This is a genomic window from Micromonospora sp. CNZ296, assembly GCF_007827635.1.
The window spans coordinates 682,597-697,863 of record NZ_VISW01000001.1; the positions used below are offsets into that span (position 1 = coordinate 682,597).

The 15,267-nt window shown below is 71.0% G+C and carries 19 protein-coding genes and 2 pseudogenes; 12 read left to right on the top strand and 9 right to left on the bottom strand.

Going from position 1 to position 15,267, the window contains the following annotated elements; all coding sequences use genetic code 11:
• The first annotated feature begins 39 nt into the window (after positions 1 to 39).
• Positions 40 to 1,449, top strand: coding sequence for an FAD-dependent oxidoreductase (locus FB455_RS03155; RefSeq protein ID WP_030274749.1), 1,410 nt, complete (start codon positions 40 to 42; stop codon positions 1,447 to 1,449).
• Positions 1,449 to 2,840 (top strand): MFS transporter, encoded by a 1,392-nt coding sequence (locus FB455_RS03160; protein ID WP_145752037.1) that lies wholly within the window; start codon positions 1,449 to 1,451, stop codon positions 2,838 to 2,840. Before FB455_RS03155 ends, FB455_RS03160 begins: the two co-directional genes overlap by 1 nt.
• On the opposite strand, the gene FB455_RS03165 is transcribed toward FB455_RS03160, so the two are convergent.
• Positions 2,812 to 3,510, bottom strand: a complete 699-nt coding sequence (locus FB455_RS03165) for a hypothetical protein (protein ID WP_047893942.1) — start codon at positions 3,508 to 3,510, stop codon at positions 2,812 to 2,814. The genes FB455_RS03160 and FB455_RS03165 overlap by 29 nt on opposite strands.
• A gap of 256 nt (positions 3,511 to 3,766) precedes the next feature.
• On the opposite strand from FB455_RS03165, the gene FB455_RS03170 reads away from it, so the two are divergent.
• From FB455_RS03170 to FB455_RS03190, 5 genes are all read left to right on the top strand, one after another.
• Entirely contained in the window at positions 3,767 to 4,129 is a 363-nt protein-coding gene (locus tag FB455_RS03170) for a hypothetical protein (protein WP_030274746.1), read from the top strand.
• Complete coding sequence (locus FB455_RS34660) at positions 4,119 to 4,406, top strand: hypothetical protein (protein WP_053065512.1); 288 nt, start codon at positions 4,119 to 4,121, stop codon at positions 4,404 to 4,406. Before FB455_RS03170 ends, FB455_RS34660 begins: the two co-directional genes overlap by 11 nt.
• Positions 4,378 to 5,169, top strand: coding sequence for a tyrosine-type recombinase/integrase (locus FB455_RS03180; RefSeq protein WP_091331295.1), 792 nt, complete (start codon positions 4,378 to 4,380; stop codon positions 5,167 to 5,169). Before FB455_RS34660 ends, FB455_RS03180 begins: the two co-directional genes overlap by 29 nt.
• 399 nt (positions 5,170 to 5,568) lie before the next feature.
• The gene (locus FB455_RS03185) at positions 5,569 to 6,066 is read left to right on the top strand and encodes a hypothetical protein (protein ID WP_145752039.1); all 498 of its coding nucleotides are present in this window, start codon (positions 5,569 to 5,571) and stop codon (positions 6,064 to 6,066) included.
• Positions 6,056 to 7,150: a tyrosine-type recombinase/integrase gene (locus FB455_RS03190; protein ID WP_145752042.1), complete on the top strand. Its 1,095-nt coding sequence runs from the start codon at positions 6,056 to 6,058 to the stop codon at positions 7,148 to 7,150. The genes FB455_RS03185 and FB455_RS03190 overlap by 11 nt, the downstream gene beginning before the upstream one ends.
• A gap of 377 nt (positions 7,151 to 7,527) precedes the next feature.
• On the opposite strand, the pseudogene FB455_RS34665 reads toward FB455_RS03190, so the two are convergent.
• From FB455_RS34665 to FB455_RS03205, 4 genes and pseudogenes are all read right to left on the bottom strand, one after another.
• Positions 7,528 to 7,877: pseudogene (locus FB455_RS34665) on the bottom strand (DsrE/DsrF/TusD sulfur relay family protein).
• Positions 7,878 to 8,040: 163 nt separating this feature from the next.
• Positions 8,041 to 8,166, bottom strand: coding sequence for a hypothetical protein (locus tag FB455_RS34670; protein WP_263643355.1), 126 nt, complete (start codon positions 8,164 to 8,166; stop codon positions 8,041 to 8,043).
• A gap of 102 nt (positions 8,167 to 8,268) precedes the next feature.
• A complete protein-coding gene (locus FB455_RS34165; RefSeq protein ID WP_184975721.1) occupies positions 8,269 to 8,427 on the bottom strand; it encodes a hypothetical protein in 159 nt (52 codons plus the stop codon).
• Between the two features lie 107 nt (positions 8,428 to 8,534).
• A complete protein-coding gene (locus FB455_RS03205; protein ID WP_145752043.1) occupies positions 8,535 to 8,792 on the bottom strand; it encodes a hypothetical protein in 258 nt (85 codons plus the stop codon).
• A 428-nt stretch (positions 8,793 to 9,220) separates the two neighbouring features.
• On the opposite strand from FB455_RS03205, the gene FB455_RS03210 reads away from it, so the two are divergent.
• The 3 genes from FB455_RS03210 to FB455_RS03220 all read left to right on the top strand — a co-directional run bounded on the left by FB455_RS03210 (position 9,221) and on the right by FB455_RS03220 (position 11,120).
• Positions 9,221 to 9,550: an AbrB/MazE/SpoVT family DNA-binding domain-containing protein gene (locus tag FB455_RS03210; RefSeq protein ID WP_145752046.1), complete on the top strand. Its 330-nt coding sequence runs from the start codon at positions 9,221 to 9,223 to the stop codon at positions 9,548 to 9,550.
• Entirely contained in the window at positions 9,540 to 10,598 is a 1,059-nt protein-coding gene (locus tag FB455_RS03215) for a tyrosine-type recombinase/integrase (protein ID WP_145752048.1), read from the top strand. Before FB455_RS03210 ends, FB455_RS03215 begins: the two co-directional genes overlap by 11 nt.
• Before the next feature lie 165 nt (positions 10,599 to 10,763).
• Positions 10,764 to 11,120: a hypothetical protein gene (locus FB455_RS03220; RefSeq protein WP_145752050.1), complete on the top strand. Its 357-nt coding sequence runs from the start codon at positions 10,764 to 10,766 to the stop codon at positions 11,118 to 11,120.
• Between the two features lie 140 nt (positions 11,121 to 11,260).
• Here the strand turns inward: FB455_RS03220 and FB455_RS03225 are convergent, their stop codons facing one another.
• The 4 genes from FB455_RS03225 to FB455_RS03240 form a co-directional block, all read right to left on the bottom strand.
• Entirely contained in the window at positions 11,261 to 11,932 is a 672-nt protein-coding gene (locus tag FB455_RS03225) for a class I SAM-dependent methyltransferase (protein ID WP_145752052.1), read from the bottom strand.
• 221 nt (positions 11,933 to 12,153) lie between these two features.
• A complete protein-coding gene (locus FB455_RS03230) occupies positions 12,154 to 13,539 on the bottom strand; it encodes an MBL fold metallo-hydrolase (protein ID WP_145752054.1) in 1,386 nt (461 codons plus the stop codon).
• Positions 13,540 to 13,660: 121 nt separating this feature from the next.
• The gene (locus FB455_RS03235) at positions 13,661 to 14,032 is read right to left on the bottom strand and encodes a rhodanese-like domain-containing protein (RefSeq protein WP_184975727.1); all 372 of its coding nucleotides are present in this window, start codon (positions 14,030 to 14,032) and stop codon (positions 13,661 to 13,663) included.
• Positions 14,029 to 14,343, bottom strand: coding sequence for a rhodanese-like domain-containing protein (locus tag FB455_RS03240; RefSeq protein WP_145752056.1), 315 nt, complete (start codon positions 14,341 to 14,343; stop codon positions 14,029 to 14,031). The genes FB455_RS03235 and FB455_RS03240 overlap by 4 nt, the downstream gene beginning before the upstream one ends.
• Positions 14,344 to 14,512: 169 nt before the next feature.
• Between FB455_RS03240 and trxA the strand changes: the two genes are divergently transcribed.
• Positions 14,513 to 14,881 (top strand): thioredoxin, encoded by a 369-nt coding sequence (gene trxA, locus FB455_RS03245; protein WP_145752058.1) that lies wholly within the window; start codon positions 14,513 to 14,515, stop codon positions 14,879 to 14,881.
• Positions 14,882 to 14,926: 45 nt separating this feature from the next.
• A pseudogene (locus tag FB455_RS03250) lies at positions 14,927 to 15,172 on the top strand (TSUP family transporter); the annotation flags it as partial.
• Between the last annotated feature and the right edge of the window lie 95 nt (positions 15,173 to 15,267).

Consider the following 15,267-nt stretch of genomic DNA (forward strand, 5'->3'; position numbering starts at 1 on the left):
TTCTTGATTCGACAGTTTTCAACACAGAGGAGTTTTCCGATGAGCATCCCGAACGAGCTGCCCGTCGTGGTGATCGGCGCGGGCCCGGTGGGTCTGGCCGCCGCCGCCCACCTGCACGAGCGTGGCCTGCCCTTCCTTGTTCTGGAGGCCGGTGACACCGCCGGCGCGGCGGTGCGGCAGTGGGGGCACGTGCGGGTGTTCTCCCCGTGGCGGTACAACGTCGACCCGGCCGCCCGCCGCCTGCTCGACGACGCCGGCTGGGTCGCCCCGGCCGAGGACGCGCTGCCCACCGGCGCGGAGCTGGTCGCCGACTACCTCCAGCCCCTCGCGGAGCTGCCGCAGCTCAAGCCGCACCTGCGCTACGGCGCGCGGGTGGAGGCGATCAGCCGCCTCGGCCTGGACCGGCTGCGCACCGCCGGCCGCGAGCAGACGCCGTTCCTGATCCGCCTCGCCGACGGTGACGAACTGCTGGCCCGCGCGGTCATTGACGCCTCCGGCACCTGGGGCACCCCCAACGTCCTCGGCGCCTCCGGCCTGCCCGCCCGTGGAGAGAAGGACGTGGCCGCGTACCTGGAGCACGCCCTGCCCGACGTACTCGGCGCCGACCGGGACCGGTTCGCCGGCCGGCACACCCTGGTCGTCGGCGCCGGCCACTCCGCCGCGAACACGCTGCTCTCCCTGGCCGAGCTGGCCGCCGCCGAGCCGGGCACGGAGGTGACCTGGGCGATCCGCTCGGCCAGCCCCGCCCGCACCTACGGCGGCGGCGACGCCGACGCGCTGCCCGCCCGCGGCGCGCTCGGCTCCCGGCTGCGCGAACACGTGGACGCCGGCCGGATCCGGCTGCTCACCGGCTTCTGCGTGCACGCGCTCACCCCGGCCGACGGCCGGGTCGCCGTCGTTGTCCGGCACGCCGACGGTAGCGAGGAGGAGGTGATCGTCGACCGGATCGTTGCCGCGACCGGCTTCCGCCCGGACCACTCGATCGCCGCCGAACTGCGCCTGGACCTGGACCCGGTCATGGGCGCCACCCGGGCTCTCGCCCCGCTGATCGATCCGAACGAGCACTCCTGCGGCACCGTCCCCCCGCACGGCGTCCACGAGCTCGGACACCCGGAGTCCGGCTACTACGCCGTCGGCATGAAGAGCTACGGGCGCGCGCCGACGTTCCTCATGGCCACCGGCTACGAGCAGGTCCGCTCCGTCGTCGCCGCCCTCGCCGGCGACTGGCAGGCGGCCCGGGACGTCCAGCTCGACCTGCCCGAAACCGGCGTCTGCAACAGCAACCCCGCCGAGGCGACCGGCACCGACAGCAGCTGCGGCCCCGCCCCGCAGCCGGCCGGGAAGGGGCTTGCCACGGGCATCGCCGGTGGGCTGCTGTCCGCCCCGCTGAGCCTCATCAGCCTCGACACCTCGACCAGCGGCCAGACCGGCGGCTGCTGCGCCAGCTGATGACCACCACCACGATGGCGCCCGCCGACCCCACCGTCGGCGGGCACCACCGGTGGCGCATCGTCGCCGCCCTCGCGATCACCTCGACCGTCGGCTACGGCACCATCTACTACGCCCACGCCGTGCTGCTCGGCCCGATGGCGACCAGCCTCGGCGCCTCGATCACCGCCGTCACCGGGGCGCTGACCGTCAGCGTCCTCGCCGGCGCGTTGATGGCCATCGCGGTCGGCAGGTGGCTCGACCGGCACGGCGGACGGGCCCTCATGACCCTCGGCTCGATCACCGCCACCGCGCTGCTGATCGCCTGGTCCCAGGTCCAGACCATCGGGCAGCTCTACGCCGTCATGATCGGTGTCGGGATCACCGGCGCGATGGTCCTCTACGAACCCGCCTTCGCCGTCATCGTCTCCTGGTTCACCCCCGACCGACGCCCCACCGCCCTGCTTGCGGTCACCGTCGTCGCCGGGTTCGCCAGCACGATCTTCATGCCACTCACCGGCTACCTGGTCGCCCACCTCGGCTGGCGCGGCGCGCTCCTCACGCTCGCCGCCGTCCACGGCGTAGTGACCGTGCCGCTGCACGCCCTCACCGTTCGCAAACCGCCGCACGTCACAGCGTCCAACCCCACGCTGCGAACGGCCCACGCCTCGCGGCGGACGGCGGCGCGCGCCGCGATGCGCGATCCCCGGTTCTGGATCCTCGCCGCCGCCCTCATCGCCCACGGCGCCGCCACCAGCACCATCGGCGTCCACCTGGTCAGCTACCTGACCAGCCGCGGCCACCCGGCTACTTACGCCGCCACCGCCGCCGGCCTCCTCGGCGTCCTGTCCGTCACCGGAAGACTCGTCCTCACCGCCGCCCGACGCCGACTCCCCGTCACCACCATCGTCGCTGGCGTCTTCGCCATCCAAGCAGTCGCCGTCCTCGCTATGCCCCTCGCCGCCGGAACCCGCGTCGGAGCCATCGTCACCGTCACCGGATTCGGGCTCGGCTTCGGCATCGCCAGCCTCGCCACCCCAGCACTCCTCGTCGACCGCTACGGCACCACCGCCTACGCCACCATCGCGGGACGACTCGCCGCCCCCGTCACCACCGCCAAAGCCGCCGCACCCCTGCTTGCCGCCACGCTCCTACCGCACGGCGGCTACCACCTCTTACTCGCCGCCGTCAGCACCGCATGCCTCCTCGCCGCCATCAGCATGCGCACCGTGGGGGAGGCCAGGACCGACAGCGGCGAGTACCGCAACCAGCCGGACTTACCGCGTCCAGGAACCCGCGTGGCTGCCGTGCCAGGGCCAGATTCAGCTCAAGCACCGGCAGATGGCGAGCGTGCAGAAGGCCGACACAACGACAGCCCGACGTCTACCCCAGGTCCCACGCGGTCCACGTGACGACCCATGGCCGCCCGGGTCGCGCGGCCGGAAGCGGCTGATCCCCGAAGAGAACTGCTCCTACCGCCTCGGCGGCTGCCTGCATCTCCGCCTCCGCGTCCCGCAGCGGATCACACACCACCAGCAGGAGATCGCCGTGAACGAGTGTCTGGGCGTGGTGGCCCGTCTGCTGCCTGATCAGCGACCGAATCTCCTTCCGAAGGACGGCAAGCTGGTCACCGGGGACCTGCCGGACCTCCGCGTGCCCGTGCTCACGCACCACGTCGCAGACCACCTGCGCGACGACCGGGACTCTGCGGTCGACCGCCGGCGCGGGGAACAGGCGGTCCATCAGCGTCAGACACCGTCGGCACGTCGGCGCGAACGCCGGCTCCCGGTACCTGCTCAGCGTCCCGCCGTCACCGCCGACCATCAGCGCCCAGACCCGCCCGCACATCGTCGTGTGCTCCCAGATCGGCTCCCGCAGCGCCTCGACGTCATAACGCCGCTGGACTGCCTCACGCTCACTGTCCCCGCCCGTGAGGTAGTGGTCGGGTACGGCGCTGCGGCCCTGCTCCAACGGCCCCTGCCGGCGCGCGAGGTGCACGGCCTCACCGCCGGCGACCGCCACGAGAAGCAGCACGGCCTCCCCGGCGGTGATGACGTTCGGTCCGTGCAGGCCGTCACGCATGCCAGCAGTATGCCCGCCCCCGTTTGATGCCGGGCGGCCACACGCGAGGCTTGGTCCGGCCTCCAGAGCCCGCTGCCGTCAAGCTCGTCGAGCACGTCGACGCGGGACCGCATCTGCCGTTGTCGCCGGCATGACACAAGCTTCCCGCCTGTACGGCGAACAGCTCGTCCGGCCGCTCGTTCCTGCCGCCATGCCCACCTGGCCCCGCCCGTGCCCGAGGCCGATGCCGGCACTGCCCGTTCACGTTCCTCCGCGGGTGTTCGCCGCCGCGCAGGACGTGCTGCTGGGGATGGCTGTCCCGTCGAGCTGCGGCCGGGTGACCGCACAACAGCTCCTGCACCCGTTGGGCTGGGAGCCGGGCCGCCGCCTCGACATCCAGCCACCTCAGGGGATGCTCGTCGTCGGCTCGGCCCACGACGGACGGCACCAGATAGGCAGCCGCGGTGAGCTGCCTCTACCGGCACCTGCGCGGCGGATGTGCGGGATCGAGCCCGGCTGGCCGGTGCTGCTCGCTGCTCTCGTCATCCACGACCTGCTCGTCGTGCACCCCGCCAGCACCGTCATCGGCGTCCTCGCCGACCTACACACTCGACTTGCGGGAGCTGGACATGCCCGCTGACGCCACCGCCGACGCCGCAGCGCGGCAGGTCTTGGCTCACCTCGGCGTTACCCTGACCGACCTCCAATCCCACACCGACGGCCCAGCCCCCCTGCCGACGATCGCCGAGTACCTACCCCGCGTCATCGCCGCAGCAGGCCCCGGCGCCCAACGCACCTACGGCACCTACTGGCAGCGCATGGCCGCCGTCTGGCGCGACCGACCGCTGGACGCCGTCGCGGCCAGCGACGTCGAGGCCATGACAGCAGATGACCATCACTGCCCGGTCGCGGCGTAACAGCCGCAACGGCCGGCACGCGGGCGAGCATGTCATCGCCGCCGCTCGCGCTTTCTACTCCCGGGCTGTTGCTGATGGTCTGATCGACGCGTCGGCCAGTCCCGCCCATCGTGTCGCCAAACCCCGCCGCCTCCCTAGCACCCGCCGTGCCCTGACGTCCTACGAGTTGGAGGAGATCAATGCGGTGGCACGGACCAGCGGCAATGACGTCATCCTCGACGCCCTCCTGCTACGCCTGCACACCGAAAGCGCCTGCCGGCGCGGCGGCGCCCTCGCCCTGCGGCTTGTTGATCTGGACCGCTCCAACGGCCTCGTGCGCCTGAACGAGAAGAGCGGCACCGTACGGTGGCAGCCGATCAGCCTCGGCCTCGCCGAGCACCTGCACGAACACGCCCGCGTCCGCGGCGCAGTTCTGCCCACCGACCAACTGTTGCGCTACCGCAACGGCCTGCCGATCAGCAGCCGCCGCTACGACCACCTGTGGAAACGCATCGGGGAACGCCTGCCCTGGGTCGTCGTGCACGGCATCTCCACCCACTGGCTGCGGCACACCACGCTCACCTGGGTGGAACGCCACTTCGGCTACGGGGTAGCCCGCGCCTACGCGGGTCACACCGACAGCCCAGCATCGTCCACCATTACCTACATCAAAGCCGATCTCCACGACGTGGCCGACGCGCTGTCGGCGATGACCGGACAGCCACACCCATTCGCAAAAACGAGCGAGACCCCGAACGGCCCGGCGACAGACACCCTGCCCTGATTAGCCTATGTGACCCACCCGGGCGGCGTGCTGGGGAATGGCTCCGCATCGCGCCGAACGGCAATTTCAAGAACTCCGGATTCTTCGGCCGTATTGGTGCCAGCGCAGGCAGCAGAATTGATTGCATTAGTTGCGCCCTGGCGTGCTCGCGGGCAGCTCACGCCTGTAGTGTTACGCATCGTGAAGTGCTAGACTTAACGCATGAGCACCCGTTTGTATAACGGATGCTACATAGGAGTGTTCACTCCCCCCTCGGACACCAGTCTTCGTGTGGGATCACGGGAGCTCACCACCCCGGTGGCTCCCGATGAGGACACCCCGTAGCACCCGTGCACCCATCGACGATCAGGGCTCTCAGCGCCACACGCTGAGGCCGCGCGAACGGCTGCGGCGGTCACCATGACGACCGCCCGGCAACCGCCCCGCCGAACCCTCGACGAGCAGCTCATCGGCGCGGTCATCCCCACCCCGCTTCCTCGCCCGGCACAGCCACCGGCTCCAATGCCGCAGCTGCCCGCAGCCCTCCCAGCTGCGCGGGAACCGGTCGACGACATCGTCTTCGACGTGGCCCGCCCGGACGCCGACGGCCGGGTGGCCGCCGGGGCGTTGCTACGGGCGCTGCGCTGGCCGTCCGGTCACCGCCTCCACGTCAACGTCACCGACCGCCTTCTCCTGGTCACCGCGAGACCTGACGGTAGGCACACCGTCGGCGCCCGCGGGGCACTACCTCTGCCGGTCGCGGCCCAGCAGATGTGCGGCATCGGCCCGCACCAGGTGGTGCTGCTGGCGGCAGTTCCGGCGCGCGATCTGCTCGTCGTGCACCCCTCGAACACCATCACGCGGCTCCTCTCGAATCTGCACGCCGCCGTCCTCCGAGGGGCTTCTCATGCCCACTGATCCGTCACGCATCGTCACCGCCCGGCAGATGCTGGCCCACCTCGGCCTCACCCCGGCTGACCTCATCGCCCACCCTGATCCGTCCTGCCGCATACCGACGCTCGCCGAGTACCTACCCCTCGTCGCGGCCGCGGCGAGTCCGGGCACCCGCCGCACCTACGGCACCTACTGGAACCGCATGGCCGCCGTCCTAGGCCATCTGCGGCTGGACGAGGTGACCGCCAGCGACATCGAAGCCCTCATGCGGCAGGTCACCGCCACCGCCCGGTCCCGACGCACCGGCCGGCAGGGCCGTCATGCCGGGGAGCACGTCATCGCGGCCGCCCGCGCCGTATACCGCCGGGCCATCGCCGACGGCTACCTCACCCCTGGGGACAGCCCAGCCCACCGGGTCGCCAAACCACGCCGGCTGCCCAACCCCCGCCGCGCCCTCAGGCCCGAGGAACTGCAGGACATCAACGTGGTCGCACGTACCAGCGGCAACGACGTCATCCTCGACGCCCTTCTCCTGCGCCTACACACCGAAACCGCCTGCCGCCGCGGCGGCGCCCTCGCCCTCCGACTGGTCGACCTCGACACCGCCCACGCCCTGGTCCGCCTCACCGAGAAGGGCGGCACCCTGCGCTGGCAACCCATCACCCCCACCCTCGCCGAACGCCTCCTCGAGCACGCCCAGGCAAGGGGCGGGGTCCTGCCCACCGACCGGCTGCTGCGCTACCGCAACGGCCAGCCGATCAGCAGCCGCCGCTACGACCACCTCTGGAGACGCATCGGCGAACGCCTACCCTGGGTCGCCGCCCAAGGCATCTCCACTCACTGGCTGCGGCACACCACCCTCACCTGGGTCGAGCGCCACTTCGGCTACGGAGTAGCCCGCGCCTACGCCGGCCACACCGACCGCCGCGGACCCGCCACCACCACCTACATCAAAGCCGACCTCCACGCCGTCGCCACCGCCCTCGCCGCCATGACCGGCCAGCCCCACGCCCTCGCCGATGCGCAACCGCAGCCGAAGCCGCCCACCCGATGTCTTGAACCGGCCCCCGACAAGCGTGTCGACGGGCCGCCAGGTGATGACACCTGATGTGTCTCGTCCATGCGCAGGGCGGCGTAGCGGCCGGAGGCGGCGTTAAGGCGGCGACGACTCGATGGCGGCGCGGATACCGGCGAGGTTGGCGACGGCTCCGAAGACTGGAGACCGGCGGCGAAGCCGCTATCCCGTTACATGCGGTAGACGCCGAGCGCGCGCGGGCGCGTCAGGCCGGATGAACGCCGTCGCCGACGGCGGTCAGCAGGGTGGGTATACCGCGGCGATGCCCAGCCCGAGGAACACGGCGGCGGCCAGGCGAGCGACCAGCATGGTGGCGACGGGTCCGCGAAGGAGCCGACAAGCCTGCAAGATGTCGGAGGTCGGCAGCGCCGCGACAAGGGTCGCCACTGGACGTGGCTTCGTTGGGTCTGTCAGAAGGTGAGGACCTGGTCGGCCTCGACGGTCCAGGCGGCGAGTTCATCCATCGAGGAGCGGGGTGCCTCGGGGATGAGGTGCTCCTTGGTCAGGCCGCGGGCGTCGAGGCAGGTTCCGCAGCAGGCGATGCGTCCGCCGTGGCGGGTGAAGGATTTCAGCATACGGTCCAGGGCGTAGTAGCCGTCCGGGGTTTTCTGTCAGCGATGGCACAGGTGACCGCGTCACCCATGAGGAAGATGCGGGGCTCGGTGTCTTGGCGCTTTGCCAGGGCTTTGGCGAGCCTTATCGCGTTGAATGTCTCGTCGGAGCCGTAGGCCGAGCCGTTGATGATGAGCAGTACCTTCATGGCCGTAAGTAGACATCGCTGGTGTTGGACGGAATAGGGCAAAGGGCCCCTAATGCAGGTCTTTCACCGGCCCGTTGGGAGCGGGTGGAGTTCCGCGGTCGCGGCTGTGTCGGTCGGCATGTCGGCGCCCGTCGTGGCGAGCGTGCCGAACAGGTGGTCGGGTTCAGGCGGCCCTGGCCTGGACGGGCAGGCCGGCCGCGCGCCAATCCAGGACGCCGTCGGTGGCGCGTCGTGCCCGGCGGCCGTGGGCGGTGAGCAGCCGGACGGCGTCGTGGGCCAGGGCGCTCATCGCGGTCGCTCCGCTGCCTGACGGACGCGTGCTGGTCGCCCCCAGAGGAGCACACCGCTGTCGAGGAACGCGCGGCCGTACCCGTCGGCAGGGCCTGTCGGCTTACCTGTCCCTGGGGCGGTCGAACGCGGTCAGCGCGGCGAGCCCGATCCGGCCCCGGCCTGTTTCGCGGCAGGCCGAGGTGACGCCCGGCCGCTGCCGGGAGAGCCCCGCGACCAGCGCCGTCGTCACCACGCCGACCGGAACGTTGACCAGCAGCACCGACCGCCGAGACAGAAACTCAGTCAGCAGGCCGCCGAGCAGGTTGCGCGTCAGCTCTCGACGTCGTGAATACGCACGTCAGGCGGCTCGGTCCGCGATTTGGTTGATCACCTGATGGAGCTCTGACAGCCGTACGGTGACGGTCTTGTCTTGTTCGGCGGTGCGCTTGGCGTCGGCGACAAGCTCGCGCAGGGCTGCTGACGGGTTGATGCCGCGGGGGGTGCTTCGTCCTCAAGCCAGGTGGCGAGGTCGTCAGGCAGGCGGGTGGAGTACACCATCGTGGCCTTCCTGGCGGTGGTGTCGACGGTTGCGTCGGTCCAGTCGATTGGCTGCTTTGCGGCTTCGATTGCGTCGTCGCGGTTCATGGTCTGCCCCTGTTCAGTATCGCCTCGGCGTGCGTGACTTCTTCGCCGATTAGGTGCGGTGCGGTCACTACCAGGTAGTGATCGTCGGCCGCTGCCAGCTCCGCAGGACCTCGCTCTGTCGGCTGAAGCGCCAGCGTCGACGCGATGAGACCGCGACCCATCACAGGCGGCGGCAGCGCTTCCTGCTGGCCGTCGCCTCGTGGCCTGACTGGCTTTGGCGGGAGGTGTCGTGGTCCGGGCGCTTGCGAGGGGCGCGGCGCGGTTGCACGGTCATGACACCTTCTCGATCGAACGGCGAACAGCTCGTCCGTCCGCTCGTTCCCAGAACCCTGCCGGCTTGCCCACGCCCCTGTCCGGCACCGATGCCAGTACTGCCCGCCCGGCCCTCACTTCCGGCGTCCCTCAACGCTCCTGATCTGCTGTTGGGAATGGCTCTCCCGTCCCCGTGCGGCCGCATTACAGACCAGCAGATTCTGCACGCATTGGGTTGGCAGCCGGGACACGGTCTCGACATCCAACCGCATCAGCGGATGCTCGTCATCGGCATGGCTGAGAACGGCCGGTACAGGGTGGGTAGTCGAGGCGCGCTGCCCCTACCGTCGTCGGCGCGGCGAATGTGCGGCATCGAGCCCGGTGAGCCGGTGCTGCTCGCCGCGCTCATTGCCCAGGGCCTGCTCGTCGTTCATCCCGTCAGCACGGTCGCCCGGCTCGTCGCCGATCTACACACCCAGTTGGCGGGAGGCGGCCGTGTCCGCTGACCCGACCGCGATCGCCGCCGCCCGGCAGGTACTGGCTCACCTCGGCGTCACCCTGACCGACCTCCAATCCCACACCAGCGGCCCAGCCACACTGCCGACCGTCGCCGAGTACCTGCCCCGCGTCATCGCCGCAGCCGGCCCCGGCGCCCGACGCACCTACGGCACCTACTGGCAGCGCATGGCCGCAGCCTGGGGCGACCGGCCGTTGAACGCGGTCGCCGCCACCGACGTCGAGGCCATGAAGCAACAGATGACCGCCACGGCTCGGTCGCGGCGCAACAGCCGCAACGGCCGACACGCCGGCGAGCACGTGATCGCCGCGGCCCGCGCCTTCTACTCCCGGGCCATCGCCGACGGCCTGATCGACGTCTCGGCCAGTCCCGCTCACCGCGTCGCCAAACCCCGCCGCCTCCCCAGCACACGCCGCGCCCTGACCCCGCAGGGGTTGGAGGAGATCAACGCGGTGGCGCGCACGAGCGGCAACGACGTCTTTCTCGATGCCCTCCTGCTACGCCTGCACACCGAGACCGCCTGCCGGCGCGGCGGCGCTCTCGCCCTACGCCTCGTCGACCTGGATCGCACCAACGGGCTCGTGCGCCTGACCGAGAAGAACGGCACCGTACGGTGGCAGCCGATCACCCTCGACCTCGCCGAACACCTCTACGAACACGCCAACACGCGCGGCGCTGTGCAGCCCACCGACCGGCTGCTGCGCTACCGCAACGGGCAGCCCATCAGCAGCCGCCGCTACGACCACCTGTGGAAACGCATCGGCGAGCGCATGCCCTGGGTCGCCGCCCAGGGCATCTCCACCCACTGGCTGCGGCACACCACCCTCACCTGGGTGGAACGCCACTTCGGCTACGGCATCGCGCGTGCCTACGCCGGCCACACCGACAGCCCCGGATCCTCCACCACCACCTACATCAAAGCCGACCTCAACGATGTGGCCGCCGCGCTGTCGGCGATGACCGGACAGCCGCACCCACTCGCGGTGACCCGCGAGACCTCCGCCGCCCCGGCGACGCGTATACCTGCTTCGCCCTGATCTATCGACGCGGCCTGCTCCTGGCCCACCTCGGCCGACCTCGCCGCCCACCCCGACCCGTCGCGGCGCATACCGAAGCTCGCTGACTACCTCCAGCGCGTCGCGGCCGCGGCCAGTCCGGGCACCCGCCGCACCTACGGCACCTACGGCACCTACTGGAACCGCATGGCGGCCACGCTCGGCCATCTGCGGCTGGACGAGGTGACCGCCAGCGACATCGAAGCCCTCATGCGGCAGGTCACCGCCACCGCCCGCACCCGACGCACCGGTCGGCAGGGCGCCGCCACGCCGGCGAGCACGTCAGCCCGCCCGCCCGTCCTGGACGTGGTGGAACGCATGATCGAGGAGGGTGTGGCGGCCCGGGCCGTCCGCACCGACATCCCGCCGGCGCTGATCACCGCCACATCGCGCGGACCTTGGAGGCCGCCATGCGCGATTGGGCCGAGGGCCGGGCGGCGGAGGTCGGTCGCACCTGACGCTCCTGCTCGACTTGGCGTTCAGGGCGTCGAGGCGGCGCCGTAGCGAATGGCTGTTCCATTCCGGCGAGGCGGAATTCCTGCTCGGCGAGCAGGGGTGGGACGGTGCGTTCGAGCCGAGCAGTCCACCCCGAAAACATCAGGCCGCGAACCATGGGTTGTCTGGGTGATCCCTGAAGGCTCGCCTCACTGCGGGGCTTCGCTGCGGCGCAGGGTGATCCTCCACAGGCGGCGGGGCAGGCCACCCTCCTCGAACTCGGTCACATCGAGCAGGGTGCAGCCCGGAGTGAGACGGTCGACCAGGGCGCGATCGAAAAAGTGAACGATGAAGCCGCCGTTCTCGTGCATGTCGTCACCGTGGGCGGTCCCGGCACCATAGTGCGCGTCGCCGGTGTGCCGGACGGTGTACACGTGCAGCCCGCCGGGGCGCAGCACGCGCGCCACCTCGGCGGCGAGGTGATCGAGCTCTGACATGGTCAGCGCCATGTTGAACAGCATGTGACTGTAGACCCCGTCAACGCTGGCGTCCGGCAACGGCAACGGCTGGTGGACGTCGTGCGCGACGGCCGTCAGCTGCGCCCGGTGACCCGACGCCTTCGCGGCGCGCTCCAATCCGGCCAGGGCGTCGGAGGCGTAGTCCAGCGCGGTGACGTTGAGTCCAGCCCGCAGGAAGGCGAGGGTGTCTCGTCCCTGCCCCGCGCCGAGTTCGAGCACGTCGGTCATTCCTTCGCGCCTGAAGAGGTCCCTCGCGTAGGCACCAGGCTCGCTGGGATCCGGGCCGTACATCTCCGGGTTGGCGACGAAGGTGCGCTGCCAGTGCTCCAGTTGCCCGTCCAGCAGGTCCTTGTCGGTGGTCATGTGAGCTCCTCTCCTCGAGGCTTCCTTCGTCCAGCGGCGGCAGGTAGTAGGAGCGCTTCGGCGAGCGCCTTTGGGCTGCTGCCCCCGACGGCGAAGCCACCCCCTCGGTTGTCAGCAGTCCCGGCAGGGTCCGGAAGCGGAGGCCGGTCAGGCGCCGCGGGGCGGGTGACCGCCGGGCCCGAGCCCGTGGTCACCCGCCGCGGCGATTCCCGCCGCTTGTCTCAGGCGGCGGCGGGGTCGAGTATGGTCTGCCAGGCGCCGTACCCGCCGAGCAGGTCGGAGACGTCCGGCCGTCCGGCGTTGCGGAGCAGGCTGGCCGCGACGGAGGAGCGGTACCCGCCGGCGCAGTGCACGACGACCGGCCGGTCGGTCGGCACCTCGTCGAGGCGCCGGGTCAGCTCGGCGAGCGGGATGTGCAGCGAGCCGTCGACGGCGCCCTGCTCGCGCTCACCGGCGTTGCGGACGTCCAGCACCAGCGGCACCTCGGCCCCGTTCAGCGCCTCGCGCAGTTCGGTGGCGGTGACCCGGCTGGCCCGGGTCATGTCGGCGACCATCTCCAGGAAGGCCCCTTCCGGCTCGCGCAGGTACCCGACCACCTGGTCGAAGCCGATCCGGGCGAGGCGTACGACGATCTCCTCCTCCCGGTCCTGCGGGGCCACCACGAGCACCTTGCGGTCTGGGGCGACCACGCTGCCGGCGGTCTCGGCGAACCGGCCGTCGGCGGGGATGTTGATCGCACCCAGCAGGTGACCGGCGGCGAACTCCTGTGGGTCGCGGGCGTCGATCACGACCGCGCCCTCGGTACGGGCCTGGGCGAACTCGGCGACGTCCAGCGGGCGCGGCGCCTTGCTGTGGTCGAACAGCTCGCGGGCCTTGCGGTTGAGCACGGCGTCGAAGGCGAAGTAGCCGGGCGCCGACGGCTGGCCGCCGGTGACCAGGGCGACGAACTGCTCCTGGCTCATCGGGGCGCAGGCGTAGTTGGTGCGGCGCTGCTCACCGATGGTGGACTGCCGCTCGGTGGAGAGGTTCTTGCCGCAGGCCGAGCCGGCGCCGTGGGCGGGGAAGACCCGGACCTCGTCGGGCAGACCCATGAGCTTGCGCTGCACGCTGTCGTAGAGCATCTGGCCCAGATCGTCGGCCGTGACGCCGAGCGAGGCGAGCAGGTCGGGGCGGCCCACGTCACCGATGAAGAGGGCGTCGCCGGTCATCACCCCGTACGGCACCGCGTCGTCGGCGTGCTCGTAGACCAGGATGCTGATGGATTCCGGGGTGTGGCCCGGCGTCTCCATGATCTCCAGGGTCACGTCACCGAGGCTGATCCGCTCCCCGTCGTGGAGCTTGCGGCTCGGGTACTCGGTCTCGGCGCGGTGGCCGTAGCCGATCCACGCGCCGGTCGCCGCGGCCACCTCGAGGTGACCGGCGAGGAAGTCGGCGTGGAAGTGGGTGTTGATCACCCCTTCGATGGTCAGGCCGTGGGCCTGCGCGTCGGTAAGATACTCGTCGATGTCGCGGCGCGGGTCGACGAGCACCGCCCGTCCGGTGGCCTCGTCGGCGACGAGGTACGAGGCCTGGGACAGGCAGTCCAGGTAGTACTGGGTGAACAACATCGTGCTGAACTCCTTCGCAGTGATGACCAGCGATGTACCCACGATAGCGTATACCCCCGGGGGTATATTCCGGGCCGAAGGTCCCGTCCTCCGGTGACCCTCGGCAGGGGTCATGGCCGGGTCAGATCAACCGACCCGGCCGGCCGCCCTTCGCCTGCAGCGCCAACCCGGCGTCGACCCAGGCACGCATGCCGCCGGCCAGGTTGTGGACCTGGTCCCGCTCGCGGGCCAGCAGCGCGGCGGCCTGCCGCGAACGTGCTCCCGAGCGGCACACCGTGACCACCGGCCGGTCCGCCGGCAACTCACCGATCCGCTCCGCCAACTGGCCGAGCGGGATGTGCCGCGCCCGGGGCGCGTGACCGGCCCGCCATTCGGCCGGCTCCCGCACGTCCAGCAGCAACCCTCCGCCAGCCACCAGGGCGGCCGCCTGTTCGGGCCCGACGGAGGCATACGGTTTTCCGAAGATCTTCTTCAGCATCCCGCCGAGCGTCATGCGTCCGGCCCCGTCACGACGGGACGACCGCTGCGGGCCCACCCGCCGGTGCCGCCGCTGACCGAGCGGGCGTCGACGCCGGCGCGGGCCAGGAACTGCGCGGCGGCGAGGCTGCGGTTACCGCTGGCGCAGATGACGTACACCGGGCGGTTACGGGGAAGGTCCCCCAGCACCGTGGGCAGTTGAGCCAGCGGCACCAGACGCGCGCCGGGCACGTGGCCCTCGACGTACTCGAACGGCTCCCGGACATCGACCACCGCGGCACCATCGGCGTGCGCGGCGGCGAAGTCCGCCAAATTCACCTCTCGCATCTCTCCTCCTCAGGCTCCGTCATACCCCGGGGGGTATGGACGTCGACCCTCACCTGCCGCAGGCACGTCCGTATTCCCCAGGGCGGGCGGGGTGGGGGAACCACCGGGAACAGATACCCCCACGGGTATGTTGTTGCGGGGGTGGACCGTCAACACACGGAGGTGGAACATGGCGAGCGTGGCGCTGACCGCGACCAACTTCGAGCAGGCCGTCACCCGCGACGGCATCGTTCTGGTCGACTTCTGGGCCAGCTGGTGCGGCCCCTGCCGCAGTTTCGCGCCGATCTTCGAGAAGGGCAGCGAGACGCACCCGGACATCGTGTTCGGCAAGGTCGACACCGAAGCGGAGCAGGCGCTGGCCGCCGCGGCTCAGATCCGGTCCATCCCGACGCTGATGGCCTTCCGCGACGGCATCCTGGTCTTCTCCCAGCCCGGCGCGCTGCCGGCCGCCGCCCTGGAGCAGGTGATCCAGGGCGTCCGCGACCTCGACATGGACGAGGTACGGGCGAAGCTGGCCGGGAGCACGGCCGGCCGCTGACGCGACCGGCGCAGGGGTGCGGGCAGATCCCGCACCCCTGCCGGGCTGGCCGAGTTCATCCCGGCCGGGTTCCTGCTCACCGGGCTGGCCATCATGATGCTGGCCACCGCGATCGCGATGATCCGTGGCCGCCGGAACGCCGAGGGGAAGCCGGTGCCGCACGAGCTGCCAGTGTTCCGGGTGATCATCGACGGCATCGTCGTCGGGCTCGTCACCGGTCTGGTCGGCGCGGGCGGCGGCTTCCTGGTGGTGCCGGCGTTGGCGCTGCTCGGCGGCCTGCCGATGCCGGTACAGAGCGAGCCGGTCGGCCGGGAGCCGATCGGGTCCTCGTCTTGCCACTGAGCTCCTGGCACACGAGGGGCGCCCGGTAGATCCGGGCGCCCCTC